Here is a 22,550-nt window from a genome sequence, read left to right on the forward strand (position 1 = left end):
TCCCGCCGAACATCCCGCCCGATCGGAGGTGGCACAGAAGTGGCAGAAGAGATGAGCGGCATCCCCGAACCCGAGGAGTTCCGCGCCCGAGCCCGGCAGTGGCTCGGCACCGTCGCCCGGCCCCGCGCCGCCGACGGGGAGTGGGGCAGCGGCTCCGACTCCGTCGCCGTGTTCGACAACTGGACCGAGGAGCAGGAACGCGAGCACACCGCCCGCGTCCAGGAGTGGGAACGCACCCGCTACGACCAGGGGTGGTCCGCACTCCACTGGGAGGAGACCTACGGGGGCCGGGGCCTGCCCGCGTACTACGAGCAGCTCTACCGCGCCGAGGAAGCGGCCTTCGACGTGCCGCACCGCCCCGAGATCTTCCCGGTGACGCAGGCGCTCGTCGCCCCCGCGATCGCCCTCTGGGGCACGGAGGAGCAGAAACGGCGCTGGCTGCGGCCCATGCTGCGGACCGACGAACTGGCCTGCCAGCTGTTCTCGGAGACCGAGGCCGGATCCGACCTCGCCGCGGTGCGCACCCGTGCGGTGCGCGAGGGCGAGCACTGGGTGCTGACCGGGCACAAGGTGTGGACCTCCGGAGCCCGCGTCGCCACCTGGGGCGTCGCGGTGTGCCGCACCGATCCGGCGGTGCGCAAACACGCGGGCATCACCGTCTTCCTGGTGCGCATGGACGCGCCCGGCGTCACCGTACGGCCCATCCGGCAGATGACCGGTGGCACCAGCTTCAACGAGGTCTACCTCGACGGCGTGGCCGTGCCCGACACCGACCGGCTCGGCCCGGTCGGCGAGGGCTGGCGGGTCACGCTCAGCGTGCTGGCCGCCGAACGGCTCGACTCCGGCAGCCTCGGCCTCGACAACGCCGACCGGGCCCTGGACCTCGCCGCGCACCTGCCACGCCCCCTCACCGGCGCCGAACAGCAGCGGGCCGCCGACCTCCACATCCGCACCCTGGTCCAGCGGCTCATCGGCCTGCGCGTGACCGCCGCACTCGTCGCCGGACGCGAACCCGGCGCGGAAGCCTCGGTCGGCAAGCTGTACGCCACCGAGACCATGCGCCGCACCAGCGACCTGGTGTCCGAACTGCTGGGTCCGAACCTCGTGGCCGACACGGGGGAGTGGGGCACCTACGCCTGGACGGAACACCTGCTCGGCGCCCCCGGCTACAGCATCGCGGGCGGCACCGACGAGATCCAGCGCACCATCCTCGCCGAACGCGTCCTCGGCCTGCCCAAGGAGCCCACCCGATGAGCACGGCCACCCGAGGGACGCAGCTGGCCGCCCGGGTCCGCGAGCGGCTCGCCCGCCACCACCCGGGCGCGCCGGTCGGCGAGCTGACCGTACTGCCGGGCGGCCACTCCGGGCTGACGTACTCGGTCACGGCGGGGGACGCCCGGTACGTCATCAAGGCGGTGCCGCCCGGACAGCGGCCCGTCGGACGCAACGACGTCCTGCGCCAGGCACGGGTGCTGGGCGCGCTGGCCGGGTCCACGGTGCCGGTTCCGGGTGTCGTGGCCGTTGACGAGACCGAACCCGCCTGGTTCGCCATGGACTTCGCCGCCGGGGAGGCCGTCGAGCCGGTGCTGGACGAGCACGAGGTGCCCGACGCGACGGCCCGCGCCCGGATGCTGGAGATCGCCGCCGTCCTGCGGCGGCTGCACACCACCGATGTCGATACCCCCGGTCTCGGCGCGCCCGCACCCCTCGACGCCGCCGGTGAGCTGGAGCGGTGGAGCCGCACCCTGCACGCCGTCCCCGCCGAACTGCGGCCCGGCGGGGAGGAGTTGCTGGCCCGTCTCGCCGACGACGTGCCGCGAAGCCTCCCGCCGGTGCTGCTGCACGGGGACTTCCGGCTCGGCAATGTGCTGTGCGCGGACGAACGCGCCGTGGCCGTCGTGGACTGGGAGATCTGGAGCGTCGGCGACCCGCGGATCGACCTCGGCTGGTTCCTGCTCTTCGCCGACCACCGCAACTTCCCCCGGCTGGGACACCCCGTGCCCGGCCTGCCCGGCGAGACCGAACTGATGGACACCTACCGCGACGGCCGTCCCGCCCTGCCCGCCATGGACTGGTTCCGGGCACTCGGCCGCATGAAGATGGCCGCGATCATGGGCCACAATCTGCGCCGCCACCGCGAGGGCAAGCACCACGACCCGGACCAGGAACGCCTGCCGCCCACCATCGCCGCGATGATCCGCACGGCGCGCGCCATCCTCGGCTGATCCGGACCGGCCACCGAACAGGAGCACACGTGGACTTCGGATTCTCGCCCCGCGCGAGTGAACTCCAGGACCGCATACGGTCGTTCATGGACCAGCACGTCCTTCCCGCGGAAGCGGTGTACGACCGGCAGCTGGCCGAAGCGGACGACCCGCACGCGCTGCCGCCGGTCATGGCCGGGCTGAAGGAGAAGGCCCGCGCCGAGGGCCTGTGGAACCTCTTCATGGCACACGGCGACTGGGGCGCGGGCCTCAGCAACCTCGAATACGCGCCGCTCATGGAACTGGCCGGGCGCTCCATCATCGGCCCCGAAGTGTTCAACTGCTCGGCGCCCGACACCGGCAACATGGAACTCCTCGCGCTGTACGGCACCCCCGAACAACAGGAGCGCTGGCTGCGCCCCCTGCTCGACGCCGAGATCCGCTCGTGCTTCGCCATGACCGAGCCGGAAGTCGCCAGCTCCGACGCCCGCAACATCCGCACCCGCATCACCCGCGACGGCGACAGTTACGTCGTCAACGGCCGCAAGTGGTACACCTCCGGGATCCTCGACCCCGACTGCGAGCTCATCATCCTGATGGGCAAGACGGACCCGCAGGCGCCCACCTACCGGCAGCAGAGCATGCTGCTCATCCCCCGGGACACCCCGGGCATCACGGTCCTGCGCGACCTGCCGATGTTCGGCTACACCGACCGGCTCGGCCACGGCGACGTGCTCTTCGAGGACGTCCGCGTACCGGTGGAGAACATCCTCGGCGGCGAGGGCGAGGGCTTCGCGCTCGCCCAGGGACGGCTCGGCCCGGGGCGGATGCACTACGCGATGCGCGCCGTGGGATTCGCCGAGCGCGCGCTTCAGCTGATGTGCGAGCGCGTCACCGCACGCACTGCCTTCGGCGGGCCCCTCGCCGACCGGGGCGTGGTCCGCGAATGGATCGCCCGCAGCCGCATCGAGATCGAGCAGCTGCGACTCCTCGTCCTCAAGTCGGCCTGGCTGATGGACACCGTCGGCAACGCCGCCGCCCGCATGGAGGTGGCCGCCATCAAGGTCGCGGCGCTGGAGGTCGCCCACAAGGTGGTCGACCGCGCGGTGCAGGCCCACGGCGCGGCGGGCGTCAGCGACGACACCGTACTCGCCCGGCTGTACGCCATCACCCGGGCGCTGCGCATCGCCGACGGCCCCGACGAAGTACACCTGCGGACGGTGGCCCGCCAGGAACTGGACAAGTACGCAACGACCCGACCGACGACGGGAGCAGCGTGAGCGCCAACAGCCTCGACGGCAAGGTGGCCGTCATCACCGGCGGATCCCGCGGCATCGGCCTCGGCATCGCCGCCGCCTACCGGGCGGCCGGAGCACACGTGGTGATCGCGGCCCGCAAAGCGGCCGGACTCGCCCAGGCGCGCGAGGAACTGCTGCGTACCAAGGGCGACGGCGACCTCCACACCGTGGTGGCCAACGCCGGTGAACCCGAGCAGGCCGAGACTTGCGTCGAGGAAACGATGGCCCGCTTCGGCCGCCTCGACGTCCTCGTCAACAACGCGGCCACCAACCCGTACCACGGCGAGCTGCTCGACCTGGACCTGCCGCGCGCGGAGAAGACCGTCCGCGTCAACCAGTACGGCATGATCGCCTGGACCCGGTACGCCTGGCGGGCCTGGATGGCCGAGCACGGGGGAGCGGTGGTCAACGTCGCCTCCGTCGGCGGGCTCATCGTCGACCCGTACATCGGCTACTACAACGCCACCAAGGCCGCCATGCTGCACATGACCCGGCAGCTCGCCTACGAACTCGGGCCGCGCGCTCGTGTCAACGCCATCGCCCCCGGGCTCATCAAAACCGAGCTGGCGCGGGCGGTGTGGGAGGTCCGCGAGCCGATCCTCACCGCCAAACTGCCGCTGCGGCGCCTCGGCACGGTGGAGGACGTGGCCCACGCGGCACTGTTCCTGGCCTCCGACGCCTCGTCCTGGATGACCGGCCAGACCCTGGTGCTCGACGGCGGCGCCACCGCCCTGCCGATCGGGGTGGACGCATGAGCACACCGCGGCCCGCCGCTGAGCTGTTCTCACTCCGGGGCAGGACGGCCCTGGTCACCGGCGCCTCCGCCGGACTCGGCGCACGCTTCGCCACCGTCCTCGCGCAGGCCGGAGCCACCGTGTACGCCGCCGCCCGGCGCCTCGACCGGCTGAAGGAACTCGCCGACTCCGACGCGCGGATCCACCCGGTCGCCTGTGACGTCTCACGGGACGAAGACCGTACGCGGCTCGTGGAAACCGCGCGCGCCGCCACAGGACACGTCGACATCCTCGTCAACAACGCGGCCACGTCCGGGGAGACCCGCGCCGAGGACGAATCCCCGGACGCCTTCGCCGACGTCCTCGGCGTCAACCTCACCGCGCCCTTCCACCTGGCACGCCTCGTGGCCGAGGCACCCACCGGGGACGGGGCGCCGCCCCGGAGCGTCATCAACGTCTCCTCCATCCTCGGCCTGGTCACCGCCGCCCCGCTCGGCGGCGCGAGCTACTCCGCGTCCAAGGCCGGACTGATCGGGCTGACCCGGGAGCTGGCCGGACAGTGGGGCTCGCGCGGCACCCGCGTCAACGCGCTCGCCCCCGGCTGGTTCCGCACCGAGATGACCGCCGACCTCTTCGGCGACGAGCGCTCCGCCCGCTGGGTCGAGCGCAACACCCTGCTGCGGCGCGGCGGCGACGGACATGAACTCGACGGCGCGCTGCTGTTCCTCGCCTCGGATGCCTCCTCGTACTGCACCGGGCAGATCCTGACCGTCGACGGCGGATGGACCGCGCGATGAGCGTCGGCATCGAGATGGACGACGGTCTGGCCCGCCTCACCCTGCGCCGCGGCGAGGCGGGCAACGCCATCGACCTGGACATGGCGCGCGGACTGCTGGACGCGGCACGGACCTGCGCGGCGGAGCGCGTACGGGCCGTCCTGCTGACCGGCGAGGGGAAGTCCTTCTGCGTCGGCGGCGACCTCGGGGAGTTCTCCCGGCTCTCCGGCGCGGCACTGGAGAAGCACCTCACCGCGGTGACCGACGCGCTCCATGACGCGCTGCGCACGTTCGCGGCGAGCGACGCGCCCATGGTGGCCGCCGTACAGGGAGCCGTCGCGGGCGCGGGCCTCGGCCTGGCCGCGTCCGCCGATGTGACCCTCGCCGCCGACACCGCCTCCTTCACCGCCGCGTACACGGGCATCGGCTACTCGCCGGACGCCGGGGTCAGCTGGTTCCTGCCGCGCCTCGTCGGCCCCAAGCGGGCCCTGGACCTGCTGCTGACCAACCGCCGCATCACGGGGGCAGAAGCCGCGGACATCGGACTGGTGAGCCGGGTCGTCGCCCCCGCCCGCCTGACCGCGGAGGCCGCGCGTACGGCCGAGGCGCTGCGCCGCGGGCCCACTGCCGCCTTCGGCGCCACCCGACGTCTCGTCGCCGCCGGGCTGACCGCCGACCTCGGCCCGCACCTGGACCGGGAGGCCCGCGCGATCGCCGCCGCGGCCGCGTCCGACGCCGGGCAGGAGGGAGTCGCCGCCTTCCTGGGCAAACGGGCGCCCGACTTCACGCGCGGCGCGAGCAACAGCTGAACGTATGCCCGGAACCCCTGACTCAAAGCCGACCGAGTCGAGCGGAAGCAGCCCGAGTCGATTGGCAACTGAGTTCAGCTTGGGGCTACTCTCGGGTACCGACGAGGTGGACGGCGGCCAGGAGACGGGGTCATGGCGACAAGGGTTGAACCGGAAGCGGGACCGAGGTCCAAGCGCGCCGCCATTCTGGCGGCTGCCGTCGACTGCTTCGGCGAGACGGGCTTCGAGGCCACCAAGTGGTCGACGGTGGCGGAGCGGGTCGGCATCGGGCAGACGGCGCTCTACCACTACTTCGAGTCCAAGACCCACTGTCTGCTCACGATCATGCGGCTGGAGCTCCAGCGCTCGCACGACAAGTTCACGGAGACGACCGCGGACGTCACCGACCCGGTGGAGGCTCTCCGGGCGGCCGTGCGCGCGGCGTACGACGTCTCCGACCACGAAGTTCTCCAGATGCGGATCCTGCACAACCACATGGATCTGCTCTCCGGCCCGCGCAAGTCCAAGCGGGAGGAGGCCGAGCGCGTCGAGGCCCGTCAGCTGGTCCAGCTCGTCGAGCGGGACTGGACGAACCTGCTGGTCCGGGGCATGTCCCAGGGAGTGTTCCCGCTTCGGGACGCCCAGCTGCTGGGCGCGGGTGTGCTCGGCCTGATCGTCAGCGTCTGGCGCTGGTACCGGCCGTCGGGGCCCACGCCGCTGTCGGAGATCAGCGAGCTGATCGAGGGCGCCTGCGTACGGATGGTCGCCACGTGACGCGCTGAGCGCCCCTGTTAGCTCCTGCCCCCGGTGGACCTCCGCCGGGGGCTTTGCCATGCCCGCGCCCTGTCCACGCCGAAGCCGTGCCGAAGGCACAGGATGGTCTCGTACGGACTCTTGTCAGCCGTATTTCGCCGGGATTACCATGCGAATTGAATTGAACTTGACTCAGGTTGATCTGGGGCCGGCGACGCGGCCCCCTCCCGGCCGCCCAGGCTCTCCCGCCCGGCGACCATCCACCAGACCCTAATGAGCGGCCGCCGACCGAAAGGGCCCCCTCATGGTGTTGCGCGCGTATTTCGCCGGTATGGACAGCCGCCGGCCGGAACAGACACTCGAACTCCTGGAACCCGACTTCCGGTTCCTCATCGCTCTGCCGGGCAAGGAGGTCACCGGCACCTCCAGGGAAGACTTCGCCGCGTACATCGCGGGCCGCAACCCCGTGGACCGGACACACGAGATCCTGCGCCACGGCCGGGACGGCGACCTGGAGACCGTATACGGAGTGGTGACCGAGGGCGGGGAGTACACCGGCTCCTTCCACTCGGCAGCGGTGCTCTCGCCCGGCGGACTCATCGCCCGTTACCAGGCATTCTTCACCGTTTCCTTCCAGCTGATCGACTGGGCCGGGGACAGGAGCCGGGTATGACGGGCACCCCGGCGGCGGCCCCCTTCCTCACCGCGTGGTTCGAGATCCTCGACGGGGACGAACCCGCCAAGATCCTCGACCTGATCAGCGACGACTTCGCCCTCTCCATCCTGTTCTCCACCGGCGACGGCGACGCCACCGACTTCGCCGGGGGCCGCGCCGCCCTGGTCGGCTACCTCGAACAGCGCGAGCGGGGCACCCGCACCCACCACCGGCTGGCGGCCACCACGGTCGGCCCGGACGAATTCTTCCTGGGCGAGGTACGGCGCGCGGGCGTCCCCGAGGCGAGCTTCGTCGCCGCCGGGCGGGTGAACGGCGACGGGCGGCTCCAGCGCCTGCTGATCGGGCGTTCGTCCGAGATCCGCTTCACCTGACCCCGACCCCTGACCGCTCACCTGACCTGCGAAGGACCGTCATGTACAACCTCGTCCTGCTGGCAGCCCGGCCCCCGGAGTGGACACACGAGCAGTTCATCACGTGGTGGCGCGGCGACCACGCGAAGCTGACCTGCCGCCTCCCCGGACTGCGCAGCTGGCGGCACACCGAGATCGACGCCGCCCTGGAGCCGCGCTCCGCAGGCTGGGACGGCATCTCCGTCCTCGGCTTCGACTCCCCCGAGGACCTCAAGAAGGCCCTCGCGAGCCCTGAATGGGCCGACGCCGTCGCCCAGGTAGGCGACATGAAGGGCCGCCGCATCGCGGTCATGGGACCCGAGGCGGAGATGTTCGCCGCCTGAGGAAGGACGAGATGCGACAGGTAGTGCGTGAGTTCCAACGGCGGGCCGCCGAGGCCGACTTCGTCGCCGTCGTCGACGACACGGGCAGCCATACGGCCCGGCAACTCCTGGACGAGGCCGAGCGGCTGGCCGGGGCGCTGTCCGCAGGCACGGCCGACGGAGCCGTCGGCACCGTCCTGATCCAGGCGGACAACTCATGGCGCACGGTCGCCGCCACCCTCGCCGCGGGCCTCAGCGGCGGGGACGGCGGGGTCATCGCGCTGGTCAACCGGCACACCACACGGGCCGAATTCGCCACCGCCTGGGAGGACATCCGCCCCGACGCCGTCGTCGCCGAACCCTCGGCGATCGACGAGTGGGCGGTGTCGACACGGCTGCCGGGCCCGGAGCGCACCGTGCTCGACGGCTGGACGTGCCGGTCCACACCGCACCCACGCGAGGTGTCCCGCTGGTCGGGCGGCGTCCTGATCGGCCTGACCTCCGGATCGACCGGGCGGCCCAAAGGCGTCGTACAGTCCGAACAGGCCCTGCGCTACGCGGCCGAGACCACCATCACCGTCAACGGGCTGTCGCCGGGCGACGCCGTCGCCGCGATCGTCCCGCTGTCGTCGACGGCCGCGTACTGCTTCGGGGTCTATCTCTCCCTGCTGCTGCGCGGGCCGCTCGTCATGACGGGCAAGTGGGACCGGGCCCTCGCGCCGCGGCGCATGGCCGAGGCAGGTGTCCGCTGGACCATGTGCGTACCGACCATGGTGCTCCAGATGGGCGACGAGGCGGCCGGGTCCGGCATCCTCCGGGGCGTCCGGTCGATCACCGTCGGCGGCGGACCCATGGACCGCGCAGCCCTGGCCCGCGCCGAACGCTCCCTGGGCACAAGGATCCTGCGGGTCTTCGGCATGTCCGAGTGCCTGGGCCACACCTCGCCGAGCCCCGACGACCCCGAGGAGATCCGGCTCGGCAGGGACGGCCGCCCCTTCCCGGGCACGGACGTGCGCGCGCTCACCCCCGACGGCCGGGTGGCGGGCCCCGGTGTGACCGGCCGGGCGCAGGTGCGCGGACCGTCCCTCTTCCTCGGATACGCCGGTGACGGAAGGGCCGTTCCCCCGGCGCTGACGGAGGACGGCTATCTGCCCACCGGCGATCTGCTGGTCACCCATGAGGACGGCACCCTCACCATCATGGGGCGCGAGAAGGACATCATCATCCGGGGCGGCCGCAACATCGACATCACGGAGATCGAGCGCGCGGTCGCGGGCCACCCGCGCGTGGCCCGGGCATGTGTGGCGCCGGTCCCCGACGATGTCCTCGGCGAACGCGTGGCGCTGCTCGTCGTCACCACGGACGGCGGCCGTATCGACCTGGACGAGATGACCGGGCACCTGGAGAGCATCGGACTGTCCAAGACCAAGTGGCCCGAATACGTGTACGGTACCGACGAGTTGCCCCAGACGAAGGTCGGCAAGCTCGACCGGGGCGGGGCCCGGGACCTGGCCGTCAGACTGCACGGACGAGGAGGAACATGACAGCGCGGTTCGACCAGGGCCCCTGGGCGGCGGCCGGAGTCCAGACCGTACAACCCGGGGTGCACCGCGTGCCCCTGCCCCTGCCCAACGACGGCCTGCACGCCGTGAACGTCTACCTCCTGGAGGACCTGGACGACGACGGCGGCATCGTCATGATCGACGGCGGCTGGGCGATCCCCGAGGCGCGCAAGACGCTCGAGGAGGCCCTTGCCGCCATCGACCGCGACCCCGGCGACATCAGCCACATCCTGGTCACCCACATCCACCGCGACCACTACACCCACGCCGTGGAGCTGCGCCGACTGCTGGGCTCGCGCGTCTACCTCGGCGCGGGGGAACGCCCGGGACTGGAGATGCTCGACCGCCTGCGCAGCGACCAGCCCGTCGGCTCGCTGCGCACCCTGCGCGCCGCCGGAGCCGGGGAACTCGCCGACCACATCGAGGCGATGGACCACGGCGGCTACGACCCGAGTGTGTGGGAGGCCCCCGACCGCTGGCTCGGCGCCGAAACCCTCCGCTTCGGCGACCGCGAGCTGCGCGTCGTCCCCACCCCCGGACACACCAAGGGCCATGTGGTCTTCCTGGACGAGCAGCGCGGACTGCTGTTCTCCGGGGACCACGTCCTGCCGCACATCACTCCCTCCATCGGCTTCGAACTGGCCGAACCGGGCGGCCGTCCGCTCGCCGACTACCTGGACTCGCTGCGGCTGATGACCCGGTACGCCGACGCCCGCCTGCTGCCCGCGCACGGACCGGTCACCGACAGCGCCCACAGCCGGGTCGGTGAACTGCTCGCCCACCACGACGACCGGCTGGCCGGGAGCCTGGCCGCGCTCGGCGAGGACACGCTCGACGCCCACGCGGTGGCGCGGGGGCTCACCTGGACTCGCCGGGCCGTGCCGTTCGGGAGCCTGAGCGCCTTCAACCAGATGCTCGCGGTCAACGAGACCGCCGCCCACCTGGACGTCCTCGTGCTCCGGGGCCAGGTGACGGTGGCGTTCGCCGACGGTGTGAACCAGTACACGCGCGTGCGGTGATGAGCCGCGTCATTGGGCGCGCAGTCAGTGGGTGCGCAGGCCCTGCTTCACCTTGTCGAAGACGGGACGGTAGGTGTCCCACTGCTCGTCGGGCGCGGAGAGGTAGATGTCGTACTCCTTGCCGCCCTCCCGCCCGAAGCCGAGGTCGATGGCGCGGAAGGTGCGCACTCTGCCGGCGAACGTGCACTCCCAGATCGCCGCGGGCTGCCCCCGGAAGGTGGTGCGGTCCAGGCGCAGCCGCTGGTACACGTCGTAGTTCTTCTTCGTGTTCGCCTCGATGTCCCGGAAGTGCGCCACGGGCGACGGCCCGGCCGGGTCCACCATGCCGATCGTGATCTCGACCAGGCCGGAAGGGTCGATGTACTTGACTCCGTCGCTCGTTCGGTCGCTCAGCTTCCACCCGTTCGGCACGGGGAAGGAGACGCCGAGCTTCTTCTCCTCGACCAGGTGGTAGCCGCGGGGCACGGGCGGGGGAGTGGAGGCGGAGGGTTTCGCCTCGCCGCCGCCCTGCTGCCCGCCGCCGTCCGGCCACATGTAGGTGGCACCGGCCACGGCCAGGGTCGCGAGCGCCACCGCCGCGGCGCTCCACACCACGCGGCGCCGCCTACGACGGCCGCCGCCGGTTCGCTCGGGCGTGGCCACGGTCCCGGGCGGTGGCGGGGCGACGGCCGTGGCCGGGGCATCGTGGCGTGGCGCCCGGACCCGGGTCGGTTCCTCCGCCACCACCGACTTCAGCTCCCGCTCCGTCTCCTCCGCCGACGGCCGGTCGTCGGGCTCCTTGGCCAGCAGCGCCTCGATCAGCGGCGCCAGCGGCCCGGCGTGGCGCAGCGGCGGCAGCGGGTCGACGGCGTTGGCGTACGCCGTCTCGATCGCCGTGTCCCGCCGGAACGGGGGGTGTCCTTCCACCGCTTGGTAGAGCGTCGCGCCCAGCGCCCAGAGGTCCGAGAAGGGGCCGGGCTTCCGGCCCCTGACCCGCTCAGGGGCCATGTACTCGATGGAGCCGATCATCTCGCCGGTCCGGGTCAGCGTCGGCGTTCCGCTGGTCACGGCAATGCCGAAGTCGGTGAGGACGATCCGGTCGTCGGCGCCGAGCAGCACATTGCCGGGCTTGACGTCACGGTGCAGCACCCCGGCCGCGTGCGCGGCCCAGAGCGCGGCGACCATGCCCAGGCCGACCCGCGCCGCCTCCTGGGGCGCGACGGTACCGCGCTCCTTGAGCAGCGCGCCGAGCGTCGTGGACGGCACGTACTCCATGACGATGCACGGCAGCCCCTCGTCGTCGTCCACGACGTCGTGGACGACGACCACGTTCGGATGGGTGATGCGGGCGGCGCTCCGCGCCTCGCGGCGGGTGCGCTCGTACAGCGTGGAGAGTTCGTCGTCGGAGAGATGGTGCGGAGCGTGTATCCGCTTGAGCGCCACCTGGCGGCCCAGCACATCGTCCTCGGCCCGCCACACCGTGCCCATGCCGCCGCTGCCGATCCGCTCGGTCAGCCGGTACCGATGTGCGACCAGCGGCTCCTTGTCCGACACCAGCATCCCTCTTCGTTCTGACCTGCCGTGCGCGATGTGCCTCGACACGATAACCGGCGTGAGCGCGCACGCCCCCATGGCCCTCCCCGCGTGCCGGGTACTGTCCCGCACACACCGTGAACCGGGGGCGCCGAAGTTCCCGCCTCAGCAGGTGGTGTTGGTCTGGGTGAGCAGCCCCAGGCGCCAGGGGAGCTGGGAGTAGTCGCCACTGGCCGACGGGTTCATGCCCTGGTAGAGGAATTGGAGGCGGCAGGGATTGATGGTCATGGTCTGGTCGTTTCCGGTCCGGATGAGTTCGCCGTGGCTGATGTCCCGGGTCCAGGCGCCGGCGGGGAAGGTGACGTTGTTGCTGCGGGCGAAGGGATTGGACTCGGTGGCGGCCAGCGGCTGCCACTGGCCGGTGAGCCCCTGGGCGGTGAAGGAGCGGTAGTAGCGCCTGCCGTCGCTGCCGATGGCCTCCATCAGCAGCAGATAGGTGCCGGTCCCCTGCACACGGTAGACCGCACCGCCTTCGAACAGGGCGAACTTGGAGTCCTGGAGGACGAGTTGGGTGTTCCGGAAGCCGCCCGGGAACTCCCCGACCGTGGTTTCCGAGCGGAACACGTGGCCGTTGTCGTCCGCGGAGAACAGGTAGCACATGGCGGTGTCGCAGACGACCCAGTAGTCCAGGGTGCCCGACCCGGCGGCGTTGTCGAAGGTCTTGGGCGCCGACCAGCTGCGGGGGTTTCCCGGGTCGGTGCTGGTGGAGTAGGACGGCGGGCCGGTCTGGTACACGAGGTACCACAGGCGCTTGGGCGCGAAGTAGAAGACCTGGGGCGCGGCCGCGTACCGGTTGCCGATGTTGGGATTGGTGTCCAGATACGTCAGCGGCGCCGACCCCGCCTGCGACCAGTCGGTGAAGCTGGTGTAAGCCATGCTCCAGGCGCCCTGGGTGTTGGCGGTCGTCATGAAGACGTGCCACTTCCCGTTCGCCTGCACCACGGTCGGGTCCTTGACGGCGACGACGGGGTGGGCGGCGTCGGGCTTGGGCGCGATCAGCGGTCCGCTGGAGGACCACTGGAAACTGCCCGGCAGCTGTGCGGCGGGTCCTGCGGCCGCGCGCGCGTCCGCGGGGAGGGCGAACAGCGACATCGCCAGACCCAGCAGGAACACCGCGGCCGCGCGGCAGGCGCGCGGGCGGAGGTGTCGTCCTGGAAGCATGAAGGGCTCCAAGGGGCATCGGGGCCCGCCGCACGACACCAGGTACGCCCTTGCGGATCCGGAACGGTGGCGCGTGGGGAGGGCCTTACCGGAACGGATGGTGCGGGTGCGTGTACGTGTGCTGCCGTGCCTGGTTCGCGTACGCCCTCGTGCACGGCACGCAAACCGATCCGGCCCAGCTAGGTTCGGGATATCGGACGTCGGCCGGACTCTCGGATGTCATGGACTATAGGGGGCTCACGAAGCGCGTCAATACCTCGCGCACCACCCACCGTCCGGAACCATGTGCCGGTTGATTGCGACCTGTCGGGTGGGGGCCGGGTGGGGCAGGCTGGCCCCGCCGGGCCTCCCGGGACCGGCCGGGGACGCAAGAAGGGGCGTGGGACGTGAGACGGCAGGCCGACGAGGACGTGCACAGAATCGGCACCGCCGACGGATACGGCCGTTGATGGCGGGCGAGCGGTCCGGGTTATGGGCCCGGCTGCTGGGGGCGTTATCCGGGCGCGAGCCCGGACGCCCCACGGAGGAGGGGGAGGTCTGGGCGTACTTCCCGCCCGGCGCCCCGGCCGGATACCGGCAACTGCGGGTGTGCCAGGTGCCGGACGGGGAGGACTTCGCCCGGCTCACCTGGCAGGTGTGCGGCGTGTGCCGGAGGGGCCTGGTCCGGAAGATCCGGGTCGCCGAACGATGGCAGCGCCGGGGCTACGGCAGCCGCATGATGATGCGGGCCTTACGCGACTGCGAGACGTACACCTGGACGACCACCAAGCAGTCGGAGTTCGGCGAGAGCTTCTTCGCGGCGCTCGCGGCCGCCACCGGCATCGACTTCAGCCCCGACTCCCGGGCCTGCGACCACATGCGGGCCGCGCGGGGCGCCGCCCACGAGGAGTCCAGGAGGGAGCCCCCGCAGCCGTACGACAGCCCCGGTGAGCCCCGTTGGTCCCACAGGGACGGGCTGGGCCGCTGAGCGGCGGAGGCGGCAGGGTTCACCGCCCGCCCGCGCCCTCGACCAGCACATCGCTCGCCGGGCGGCGGACCATGACGCGCCGGGACTTCGGGGGCGCCTTTTGGGACGCCCCCTCGGGCTCGGGCGGGTGAGGGGGATGGGACGGCACCAGGCTCCGCAGCGCCTGGGAGGGTTCGAGACCCAGCTCGTCGAGCAGCACCCGGCGGCACTGCTCGAACTGCCGCAGGGCCGCGCCCCTGTTGCCGGCGGCGAGATGTGCCGTGATCAGTACGCGATGAGCGCTCTCCCGCAGGGGTTCCGCGCGGACGGCGGCCAGCCCGGAGGCGACGGCCTCACCGTGGCGGCCCGCCGCCGTCAGCCGCTCGGTCATCGCCTCCAGGGCGTACAGCCGGAGTTCGTGGTATTGCTCCTGCTCGATCAGCACCCACTCGTTCTCCGACCACTCGGGTAACAGATCGGACGAGAGGTCCGCCCGCGTCTGGGCGGTGAGGATGTCGTCGCAGGGGTGTGCCATGTCCAGCAGCTGGTGCGCCCGCGTGGCCGCCGCGTGGATGTCCACGGCGATGTGTTTGGCGATCGCCAGCTCCTGCGTGGACGCGTCGATGACCTGATGTCCCGTTCGGGTCGCGCGCCACAAAGACGATCTGAGGTTGGCGTTGGCGCGGGACGCCGTGACGTCGGGCCACAGCATTCCGGCCACATACGTTCGCGTTCGTGGCATGTCCTGGAGGGCGAGGAACGCCAGGAGGCGCTGGGCGCTGGAAGAAAGAGTAACGCGTTTATGATCGACCGATAGCGCGAAGCTTTTGAGCAGCCTCAACGTAATGACGTGGCCTTCTGCGCTCATCGGCCCCCCGGGCGATATTGGCTTCAGCGAATGATCCCATAGCGGCAATCGGGATGTTCCCCAGCCATGTTACGAGCAATTCATGATCGTGCGCCCTGCCCTTCGGCTACAGAACGCTAAACGGCCGGGCATCACCGGGACGTCGCGGAAACGTCACCTGTCCGGCGTCGGTTCGAGTAGCTGATCGAGCCAGGCACGCACGGCCGCGAGCACGTCGTCGACCGCGCTCACCGCGGTCGGAGGTGCCTGGTGCCGCCCGCCCGTCAGCACAATGCGCGCCCGGAAGCCGTCGGGCCTTCCCTCTTCCACCCACACTCGGAGGATCAGGACGCCGGCCTGCTCTGAGTGGATTTCCATGGAAGGAAAATATGCCTTATCCGTGTCACCCCGGCGTTGTCGGCGCGTGACCGCCGACGTCATCGCCGTGGGGCGGAAACGGGCTGGTGACGCTCGTGTGATGGGTGAATCGCGATTGCGCCACGCCGGGCCCTGCATCCTCATCGAGGCACGCTTTCGGGCGCGGAGCACGGGGAGGATTCGCATGGGTGACTTCGGCGTCATCGCCGACGTCTCGACGGTCATCGTGGAGACCTTGACCCAGTCCTTGCGCGGGCTCAGCCAGGTGGAACCGCCGATCGCGGAACTCAACGATCTCTCCGAGACGGTGCAGACACCACCGCCGAAACTCACCGTGTTCCTTTACGAGATCGCCGAGGACCCGACCTCGCGCAACCGCCCACCGGTGCGCTCCCAGCCACCCGACCCGCCATTCACCCGCAAGCCGCCGATGGCCCTGCTGCTGCGCTACCTGGTCACCCCCTGGGGCGGCGACCAGGAGACCCAGCACCGGATGCTCGGCCGGGCGATGCAGACGTTCTACGACGACGCGATCCTGGACGGCACCCAGCTGTCCGGCAGCCTGGCGGCGAGCACCGACTCGCTGCACCTCAGCCTGACCCCGCTCACCCTGGACCAGAAGTCCTGGGTCTGGTACGCGATCCAGAAGCCGTACCGGCTGTCGCTGAACTACGAGGTGCGCGTCGTCAACCTGGACTCCGCCGTCGACACGGCGGTCCGGCCCGTGCACAGCCGGGTCATCAGCGGGGCGGCGACGCCATGAGCCGTTTCCGACCGCTGGAGCGCTCGACGCTCCACAGCCCCGCCTGGTTCATCCCCTTCGACGACTACGCCCGGCGGGTGCGCGCCGCCGGGGTGACGGTCCAGCTGGACCGGTTCGAGGACGGCGCCTGGCTGCCGCTGGACGACGTGGCGGTGCGCACCCCCGGCGGCGCCTTCGCCTACCCGGGGCTGGGCCGGTGCGGGGAGCCGTGGGCGGCCCCGCCGCGGCGTCACCGGGCCCGCTTCGCGGCCGCCGGCTACCAGCCGCTGTACCCGGCCGACGACCAGCCGTTCTCGTCCGGTCTGGTGGGCGTCGAGTTCCTGGTGCACCCGTACGGCGACGCACACCCGCCCGCGGTGGCGGCCGAACCGCGGCTGGTGCGGCTGCTGCCCGCCGTCTCCTTCCCCTATCCGCCGGGCGCGCGCACGGTGCACGGCGCCGTGGTCGACGCGGTCACCGCCGAGCCGATCGCGGGCGCCCTGGTGGAGGCCCAGGGGCGGACCAGCCGGGACCTGACGCCATGGCACGAGCGCACCCTGTCCGACGCCACGGGCGCCTTCCGGCTGGCCCTGCGGTGGGAGGGCGAGAAGGCCGGTGAGCACGCCGTCGAGGAGACCTTCCGCCTGCGGGCCACCGAGCGGCCGGGCAGGACCGGATCGCTGGTCGTGCGGCTGCCGCAGGACACCGAGCGCCGGCACGTCATAGAGATCCGCGAGAGTTAAGGAGCCGTCCATGGCGGAGTATCTGAGCCCCGGGGTCTACATCGAGGAGGTCGATGCGGGCCCACGGCCGATCGCGGGGGTGAGCACCAGCACGGCCGGAATGGCCGGGGTCACCGTACGCGGCCCGTACACCGGCAAGCCCAAGCTGGTCACCAACTTCCTGGAGTTCCAGAACACGTTCGGCGGGTTCGTCCCCGAGCCGGACGCCCTGATCCGGGACACCTGGGCGGGCGATCCCGCCGAAGGCGGCCGATGGTGGCTGTTCCCGCTGGCGGTCAAGGGGTTCTTCGACAACGGCGGCCAGCGCCTCTACATCAAGCGGGTCGCCAGCAAGCAGGCGACTCCGGCCGCGGGCGTCCTGGGCCACGGCCTGGTGAGCCCGATCGCCGGGGACGCCGCCAAGGGTGCCACCCGCCTGGAACTCGGCCACCTGATCGGGTTCACCGGCGTCGGGCAGCAGATCGAGATCTTCCGCGGCGACGACCAGGAGTCGATCCACATCGCCGGTGTCGCCGCCTACGACGCCACCGCCCGCCGGATCGAACTCGACGCCGAGCTGCCCGCGGAGGTCAGGACGGCCCGCGGCGACTATGTGCAGATCGGGACGCGCAGTGCGGAAGAGACCCTGGAGTTCACCGCCGTCAGCCCCGGCTCGTGGGGCAGCGGCGTCCAGGTGCGGATCCAGCCCATGGCGGGGGCCGCGCTGCCGGTGCTGCCGGATCCGCAGGAGGGCGCGCTGTTCGTCACGCAGCTGGCCGCGGACGCCGCCGCGGACAGCGAGACGGTCGAGGTGGTGGCGAGGACCGGACTCGACCCCGACGACCTGCCCAGCGACACCGACATCTGGGTGCAGATCGGCTCCGGCCGGTACAAGGTCCAGCTCGGTCAGCCCGCGGACGGAAAGGTGACGCTGACCCTGCCGTCCGGCACGTCCCATGAGGCGTGGCGCAAGGGGCTGCTGGTGCGCCGCGTGCGCCGGGGCAACACCTCGGAGGGACCGAAGCTGCGGGTCGGCGGAGCGAGCAGGCTGTACGAGGGCGCCGTCGTCCAGCTCGACGACGGCACCAACCTGACCATCCGCACCGTCCAGTCGGTCGCCGCGGACGTCGTCACCCTCGACGGAAACGTGCCCGGCACGCTGTTCGAAACCGACCGGCTGCACCTGGTCGAGGCGCGGGTCGACGCGCGGTTCACCGACCCGTCCGGGACCGTGGTGTCGGAGACGTACCGCAATCTGAGGCTCACCGGCGACGCGCCGTCGAACCTGGCGACCACCCTGGCCGGCCGCTCGCAGCTGGTGAGGGCGACCGCGCTGTCCGGCCTGTCCACCGACCCGGCGAAGTTCCCCGTGCCCGCGGTCGGCTCCTGGCTGACCCTGGCGGACGGCGACGACGCCTACGGAACCCTGAGCGTGGCCGACTTCGTCGGCGAGGACGGCGGCAGCGGCAAGCGCACCGGGATCGCCGCGCTGGAGGACATCGACGAGGTGGCCGTCTGCGCGGTGCCGGGGGTGTGGTCGGGGACGGTCGAATCGGCCCTGGTCACCCACTGCGAGCTGCTCCGGGACCGGTTCGCGATCCTCGATCCGCAGGACGGCCTGGACACCGAGGGCATCCAGGCGTTCCGCGAGCCGTTCGACACCAAGTACGCGGCGCTCTACCACCCGTGGCTGGTCACCCGCGACCCCTCGACGGGCCGCGACACCGAGGTGCCGCCGTCGGGCCACATGGCCGGGATCTATGCGCGCACGGACGTGGAGCGCGGGGTGCACAAGGCACCGGCGAACGCGGTCATCCGGGGCATCCGGCTCACCGACGGCATCGCCCAGGACGTCACCAAGCGCCATCAGGACCTGCTCAACCCCAAGGGCATCAACGCGCTGCGGTTCTTCCCCGGGATGGGCCACCGGGTGTGGGGCGCGCGCACGCTCTCCTCGGACAGCTCGTGGAAGTACGTCAGTGTCCGGCGGCTCTTCCTCTACCTGGAGGAGTCCATCGACGAGGGCACCCAGTGGGTGGTGTTCGAGCCGAACGACGAGGCGCTGTGGGCCCTGGTCCGGCAGACCGTCACCAACTTCCTCACCACCGTGTGGCGCAGCGGCGCGCTCGCCGGAACCACCGCCGACGAGGCGTTCTTCGTCGCCTGCGACCGCACCACGATGACCGAGGACGACCTCGCCAACGGCAGGCTCATCTGTGTCATCGGCGTCGCGCCGGTCTTCCCGGCGGAGTTCGTGATCTTCCGGATCCAGCAGAAGACCCGCGAGAACCAGCTCGCCTGAGCGCCCGACCGAGGACCGAGGAGAGGCCATCATGCCGCCCGTCACCAGGGACGATCCCTACGCGTCATATAACTTCCAGATCATCGTGACCAACGTCAGCGACGACGGGGTCGCGGTGAGCGGGTCCTTCACCGAGGTGAGCGGGCTGGAGCTGGAAGTCCCGCCGATCGAGTACCGCACCGGGAGCGAGGACATCACCGTCCGCAAGATCCCCGGGCTGAAGAAGTTCACCAACCTCACCTTCAAGCGCGGCATCACCGGCCACGTCGGCTTCTGGAACTGGGTGGTCGAGGCGCTCAACGGCAAGGTGCGGCGCACCTCCGGGTCGATCGTGCTGCTGGACGAGAACCGCCAGGAGGCCATGCGCTGGAACTTCGACCGCGGCTGGCCGACCAAGTACACCGGCCCGACGCTCAGCGCCACCAAGAACGAGATCGCCATGGAGACCCTCGTCCTGGCGGTCGAGAAGCTGGAGATCGACGCCTGACATGGCCGGCGAAGCGCTTCCCGGCGTATCCCTGACGTCCGCGACCCGTGACCCCGGCACGGAGCCGCTGCGCACGGACGTGGCGGCTTTCCTGGGCCGGCTCCGCCGGGGCCCGGTCGGCACTCCGGTGCGCGTGGAGAGCTGGAACGACGTCGTGGCCGCCTTCGGACCGCCGGACGGCGCTTTCGCCACCCCGTACGCCCTGCGCGGCTTCTTCGAGAACGGCGGCCGCACCGCCTGGGTGCTCCGCGTGTCCGGGCCGGCCACCACGGCCCGGACCCGGTGGACGGCCGGTCCCCTGGGCGGATTGGCCGCCACCGGCTACCAGGTGGTCGCCACCAGCCCCGGCGCCTGGGCCAACGGCGTGCGCGTCGCCGTCCGCTACCAGGCCAGCACGGTCGCCGGACCGCCCACCGTGGGCGTCCGGGTCATGCCGCCCGACGAGCCGCCCGAGACCTTTCCCGGACTGCCGCTCGCCGACGTGGCCGACCGGCTGACCGCGTCCCGCTACATCCGGCTGCTCCCGGACGGGCCGCCGCCACCGCCGGAACAGTCCGGCCCGATCACGATGTCCTGGGACCTGACCCTCGCGGGCGGCACCGACGCGGCGCCCACCCGCGACGCGTACGCGGATGCCGCGACCGTACAGACCGAACTGCCGGAACCGGCGCTGGTGGCGCTGCCGGACCTCGGCACGGACCTGTCCGGCACCACCCACACCGACCTGGTGCTCGAACTGCTGCGTGGCATCGAGCCGTTGCACGACCGGCTCGCCGTCCTGGACGTACCGCCCCGGCTGTCCTCCGTGGACGAGGCGGCCGCCTGGGCGGAGTCCCTGGCGGCCACCGGAGACAGCGGGCTGCTCGGCTGCGCCGCCGTCTACCACCCGCCGCTGCGCGTCCCCGACGGGCACGACCTGCGGACCGTCCCGGCGTCCGGGCACGTCCTGGGCGTCATCGCCCGCCTCGACGGCGAGCGCGGCGCACACCACACGCCCGCGAACGCCGTGATCCTGGAGGCGGTCGACCTCGCCGCCGAGTACCCAGAACCGCAGCAGCTCCGGCTGTTCGACGCAGGGCTGGACCTGATCCGGTGCACCCGCGGGCGGGGGCTGATGGTGTGGGGCGGGCGCACCCTGTCCGCCGATCCGAGCACCCGCTACATCGCCCACCGCAGGCTGGTGCACCTGCTGGTACGGGCCATCCGGCGGGCGGCAGGACCGCTGGTGTTCGACGTCAACTCGCCCGAACTGCGGCTGACCCTGGTGCGGGCGCTGACCTCCGTCCTCCTGTCGGCCCACCGCGCCGGGGCGCTCGCCGGGGCGCGGCCCGAGCAGGCGTTCCGGGTGGTGTGCGACGACACCAACAATCCGCCCGAGCAGGATCCGGGGCAGCTGGTCTGCGAGATCGAGGTCGCCCCGGCCGTCCCCATGGAGTTCATCCGGCTCCGTCTCGTACTCGGCCAGGACCGAGACCTGGAGGTAATCGAGGCATGACCCTGGATCCCCTGCCCAAATACCGCTTCCTGGTCACCCTCGACCCCGGCGACGCCTATCTGCCGCCCGCGCAGGCGCTGCTGCTGCCGCTGGCCGCGTCCGGCGCGTTCCAGGAGGTCACCGGGCTCGGCGCGCAGCTGGAGGTGACGAGCTACCCCGAGGGCGGCCGCAACGACTCGGTCCACCAGCTGCCGCTGCGCCACTCCTGGAACCGCATCACCCTCAAGCGCGGCGTGGTGCGCGACCCGGGGCTGTGGTCCTGGTACCAGGCCGGGCTCGCCGACTCCCTCGGCGCCCGCCGCGACGGTGCCGTCATCGTGCTCGGCCCGGACGGAGCGCCCGGCGCGGCCTGGGCCTTCCACGGCGGGCTCGCCGCCAAGTGGAGCGGCCCGGACCTGCACGCGGAGCAGAACGCGATCGCCGTCGAGTCGCTGGAGATCGCCCACGAGGGGCTGACGAAGGTCCTTCAGGACACCGCGGCGAACGCCCTGTCGCGCCTGGGCCGGGGGAGGTGACCGGCATGCCGAAGGTGACCATTCACCAGCTGGAGGTCCGGTTCCAGGTGGACGGCGACGACGGTGCCGTGTTCACCCGCCTGTTCAACAAGCACATCCAGGCCTGGGCGAAGCTGTACGAGGAGCAGTGCGCCCGCGCCGAGCACACCAAGGCCGAACGCCGCTTCGGCGACGGGGAGGACCGGCAATGAGTGTCACTCCCGTGTCCTTCGCCCGCCAGGGCGCCGCCCGGGCCCGTCTGGAGATCGTCCGCCCGGTGATCGCCGACGAGCGGCAGCGGCGGATCCCGCTGCGGTTCAACCCCACCGACTACAAGCTGAGCAAGAGCAACACGTTCGCCGAGATCACCATCCCCGGCCTGGAGACCCCGCCCCTCCAGTACGTCCGCGGCGGCACCGAAACCCTCACCGTCCAGGCGCTGGTGGACACCTCCGACACCCTGGAGAACGTACGGACCGCCTACGTCAACGCGCTGCGCAACCTGCTGCGGCCCGACAGCCGCGAACACGCGCCACCGGTCGTCCGCTTCGTCTGGGACGAGGAGGTCTTCACCGGGGTCGTGGAGAAGCTCGACGTCAACTACCAGATGTTCCGCCCCGACGGGGTGCCCCTGCGCGCCATGCTGGACCTCTCGCTCAAGGAGTTCCGTACGGCCGCCGTACAGGTCGCCGAGACACCGCGCTCCTCGCCCACCGTGGAGAAGAGCTATGTGGTGCGCCGCGGCGACACGCTCAGCTCCATCTCCGCCGCGCTGTACCGGCGGCCCGACGCCTGGCGGGAGCTGGCGCGCGCCAACGGCATCAGCGACCCGCGCGACCTGCGGCCGGGCCGGGTGCTGACCGTGCCCCGGCTGCCGTGAGG

Annotated in this window: 25 protein-coding genes; 21 read left to right on the forward strand and 4 right to left on the reverse strand. The window is 71.6% G+C overall.

The features are described 5' to 3' along the window. The first annotated feature begins 51 nt into the window (after positions 1–51). From HYQ63_RS42935 to HYQ63_RS42990, 12 genes are all read left to right on the forward strand, one after another. A complete protein-coding gene (locus HYQ63_RS42935) occupies positions 52–1,254 on the forward strand; it encodes an acyl-CoA dehydrogenase family protein (RefSeq protein ID WP_179941135.1) in 1,203 nt (400 codons plus the stop codon). Then, on the forward strand, positions 1,251–2,225 hold the full coding sequence (locus HYQ63_RS42940; RefSeq protein WP_179939439.1) for a phosphotransferase family protein: 975 nt from the start codon (positions 1,251–1,253) through the stop codon (positions 2,223–2,225). The genes HYQ63_RS42935 and HYQ63_RS42940 overlap by 4 nt, the downstream gene beginning before the upstream one ends. Positions 2,226–2,254: 29 nt before the next feature. Then, the gene (locus HYQ63_RS42945; RefSeq protein WP_179939440.1) at positions 2,255–3,484 is read left to right on the forward strand and encodes an acyl-CoA dehydrogenase family protein; all 1,230 of its coding nucleotides are present in this window, start codon (positions 2,255–2,257) and stop codon (positions 3,482–3,484) included. Beyond that, positions 3,481–4,257 (forward strand): SDR family oxidoreductase, encoded by a 777-nt coding sequence (locus tag HYQ63_RS42950; RefSeq protein WP_179939441.1) that lies wholly within the window; start codon positions 3,481–3,483, stop codon positions 4,255–4,257. Before HYQ63_RS42945 ends, HYQ63_RS42950 begins: the two co-directional genes overlap by 4 nt. Continuing rightward, on the forward strand, positions 4,254–5,033 hold the full coding sequence (locus HYQ63_RS42955) for an SDR family NAD(P)-dependent oxidoreductase (protein ID WP_179939442.1): 780 nt from the start codon (positions 4,254–4,256) through the stop codon (positions 5,031–5,033). The genes HYQ63_RS42950 and HYQ63_RS42955 overlap by 4 nt, the downstream gene beginning before the upstream one ends. Continuing rightward, positions 5,030–5,821: an enoyl-CoA hydratase/isomerase family protein gene (locus HYQ63_RS42960; RefSeq protein WP_257232531.1), complete on the forward strand. Its 792-nt coding sequence runs from the start codon at positions 5,030–5,032 to the stop codon at positions 5,819–5,821. Before HYQ63_RS42955 ends, HYQ63_RS42960 begins: the two co-directional genes overlap by 4 nt. Positions 5,822–5,953: 132 nt before the next feature. After that, positions 5,954–6,574, forward strand: coding sequence for a TetR/AcrR family transcriptional regulator (locus HYQ63_RS42965; protein ID WP_179939444.1), 621 nt, complete (start codon positions 5,954–5,956; stop codon positions 6,572–6,574). 283 nt (positions 6,575–6,857) lie between these two features. Continuing rightward, positions 6,858–7,226 carry a nuclear transport factor 2 family protein gene (locus HYQ63_RS42970; protein WP_179939445.1) on the forward strand — a complete coding sequence of 123 codons (369 nt, stop codon included), beginning with the start codon at positions 6,858–6,860 and terminating at the stop codon, positions 7,224–7,226. Next, positions 7,223–7,600, forward strand: coding sequence for a hypothetical protein (locus HYQ63_RS42975; RefSeq protein ID WP_179939446.1), 378 nt, complete (start codon positions 7,223–7,225; stop codon positions 7,598–7,600). Before HYQ63_RS42970 ends, HYQ63_RS42975 begins: the two co-directional genes overlap by 4 nt. Positions 7,601–7,641: 41 nt before the next feature. Next, positions 7,642–7,962 carry an EthD family reductase gene (locus HYQ63_RS42980; RefSeq protein ID WP_179939447.1) on the forward strand — a complete coding sequence of 107 codons (321 nt, stop codon included), beginning with the start codon at positions 7,642–7,644 and terminating at the stop codon, positions 7,960–7,962. Between the two features lie 11 nt (positions 7,963–7,973). After that, entirely contained in the window at positions 7,974–9,485 is a 1,512-nt protein-coding gene (locus HYQ63_RS42985) for a class I adenylate-forming enzyme family protein (RefSeq protein WP_179939448.1), read from the forward strand. Beyond that, positions 9,482–10,522, forward strand: a complete 1,041-nt coding sequence (locus tag HYQ63_RS42990) for an MBL fold metallo-hydrolase (protein ID WP_179939449.1) — start codon at positions 9,482–9,484, stop codon at positions 10,520–10,522. Before HYQ63_RS42985 ends, HYQ63_RS42990 begins: the two co-directional genes overlap by 4 nt. Before the next feature lie 24 nt (positions 10,523–10,546). Here the strand turns inward: HYQ63_RS42990 and HYQ63_RS42995 are convergent, their stop codons facing one another. Both HYQ63_RS42995 and HYQ63_RS43000 read right to left on the reverse strand, forming a co-directional pair. Further along, complete coding sequence (locus HYQ63_RS42995; protein ID WP_179939450.1) at positions 10,547–12,061, reverse strand: serine/threonine-protein kinase; 1,515 nt, start codon at positions 12,059–12,061, stop codon at positions 10,547–10,549. Positions 12,062–12,199: 138 nt separating this feature from the next. Beyond that, positions 12,200–13,255 (reverse strand): non-reducing end alpha-L-arabinofuranosidase family hydrolase, encoded by a 1,056-nt coding sequence (locus HYQ63_RS43000; protein WP_257232532.1) that lies wholly within the window; start codon positions 13,253–13,255, stop codon positions 12,200–12,202. A gap of 448 nt (positions 13,256–13,703) precedes the next feature. Between HYQ63_RS43000 and HYQ63_RS43005 the strand changes: the two genes are divergently transcribed. Then, complete coding sequence (locus HYQ63_RS43005; protein ID WP_179939451.1) at positions 13,704–14,222, forward strand: hypothetical protein; 519 nt, start codon at positions 13,704–13,706, stop codon at positions 14,220–14,222. A 19-nt stretch (positions 14,223–14,241) separates the two neighbouring features. Here the strand turns inward: HYQ63_RS43005 and HYQ63_RS43010 are convergent, their stop codons facing one another. Beyond that, the gene (locus tag HYQ63_RS43010; protein ID WP_257232533.1) at positions 14,242–14,943 is read right to left on the reverse strand and encodes a bacterial transcriptional activator domain-containing protein; all 702 of its coding nucleotides are present in this window, start codon (positions 14,941–14,943) and stop codon (positions 14,242–14,244) included. A gap of 279 nt (positions 14,944–15,222) precedes the next feature. After that, entirely contained in the window at positions 15,223–15,426 is a 204-nt protein-coding gene (locus HYQ63_RS43015) for a hypothetical protein (RefSeq protein WP_179939453.1), read from the reverse strand. Positions 15,427–15,610: 184 nt separating this feature from the next. On the opposite strand from HYQ63_RS43015, the gene HYQ63_RS43020 reads away from it, so the two are divergent. From HYQ63_RS43020 to HYQ63_RS43055, 8 genes are read left to right on the forward strand one after another with little or no spacing between them, the layout of a single operon-like run. Beyond that, a complete protein-coding gene (locus tag HYQ63_RS43020; RefSeq protein WP_179939454.1) occupies positions 15,611–16,189 on the forward strand; it encodes a DUF4255 domain-containing protein in 579 nt (192 codons plus the stop codon). Beyond that, positions 16,186–16,911 carry a carboxypeptidase-like regulatory domain-containing protein gene (locus HYQ63_RS43025; protein ID WP_179939455.1) on the forward strand — a complete coding sequence of 242 codons (726 nt, stop codon included), beginning with the start codon at positions 16,186–16,188 and terminating at the stop codon, positions 16,909–16,911. Before HYQ63_RS43020 ends, HYQ63_RS43025 begins: the two co-directional genes overlap by 4 nt. 10 nt (positions 16,912–16,921) lie before the next feature. Beyond that, complete coding sequence (locus HYQ63_RS43030; protein ID WP_179939456.1) at positions 16,922–19,192, forward strand: phage tail sheath C-terminal domain-containing protein; 2,271 nt, start codon at positions 16,922–16,924, stop codon at positions 19,190–19,192. Positions 19,193–19,223: 31 nt separating this feature from the next. Next, entirely contained in the window at positions 19,224–19,679 is a 456-nt protein-coding gene (locus HYQ63_RS43035) for a phage tail protein (protein ID WP_009720918.1), read from the forward strand. A 1-nt stretch (position 19,680) separates the two neighbouring features. Beyond that, on the forward strand, positions 19,681–21,174 hold the full coding sequence (locus HYQ63_RS43040) for a phage tail sheath subtilisin-like domain-containing protein (RefSeq protein ID WP_179939457.1): 1,494 nt from the start codon (positions 19,681–19,683) through the stop codon (positions 21,172–21,174). Next, positions 21,171–21,689: a phage tail protein gene (locus HYQ63_RS43045; RefSeq protein WP_179939458.1), complete on the forward strand. Its 519-nt coding sequence runs from the start codon at positions 21,171–21,173 to the stop codon at positions 21,687–21,689. Before HYQ63_RS43040 ends, HYQ63_RS43045 begins: the two co-directional genes overlap by 4 nt. Before the next feature lie 5 nt (positions 21,690–21,694). Next, on the forward strand, positions 21,695–21,880 hold the full coding sequence (locus tag HYQ63_RS43050; protein WP_179939459.1) for a putative phage tail protein: 186 nt from the start codon (positions 21,695–21,697) through the stop codon (positions 21,878–21,880). After that, positions 21,877–22,548: a LysM peptidoglycan-binding domain-containing protein gene (locus HYQ63_RS43055; RefSeq protein WP_009720922.1), complete on the forward strand. Its 672-nt coding sequence runs from the start codon at positions 21,877–21,879 to the stop codon at positions 22,546–22,548. The genes HYQ63_RS43050 and HYQ63_RS43055 overlap by 4 nt, the downstream gene beginning before the upstream one ends. The last annotated feature ends 2 nt before the right edge of the window (positions 22,549–22,550 follow it).

Source organism: Streptomyces sp. Rer75, assembly GCF_013414305.1.
Classification (GTDB): domain Bacteria; phylum Actinomycetota; class Actinomycetes; order Streptomycetales; family Streptomycetaceae; genus Streptomyces; species Streptomyces himastatinicus.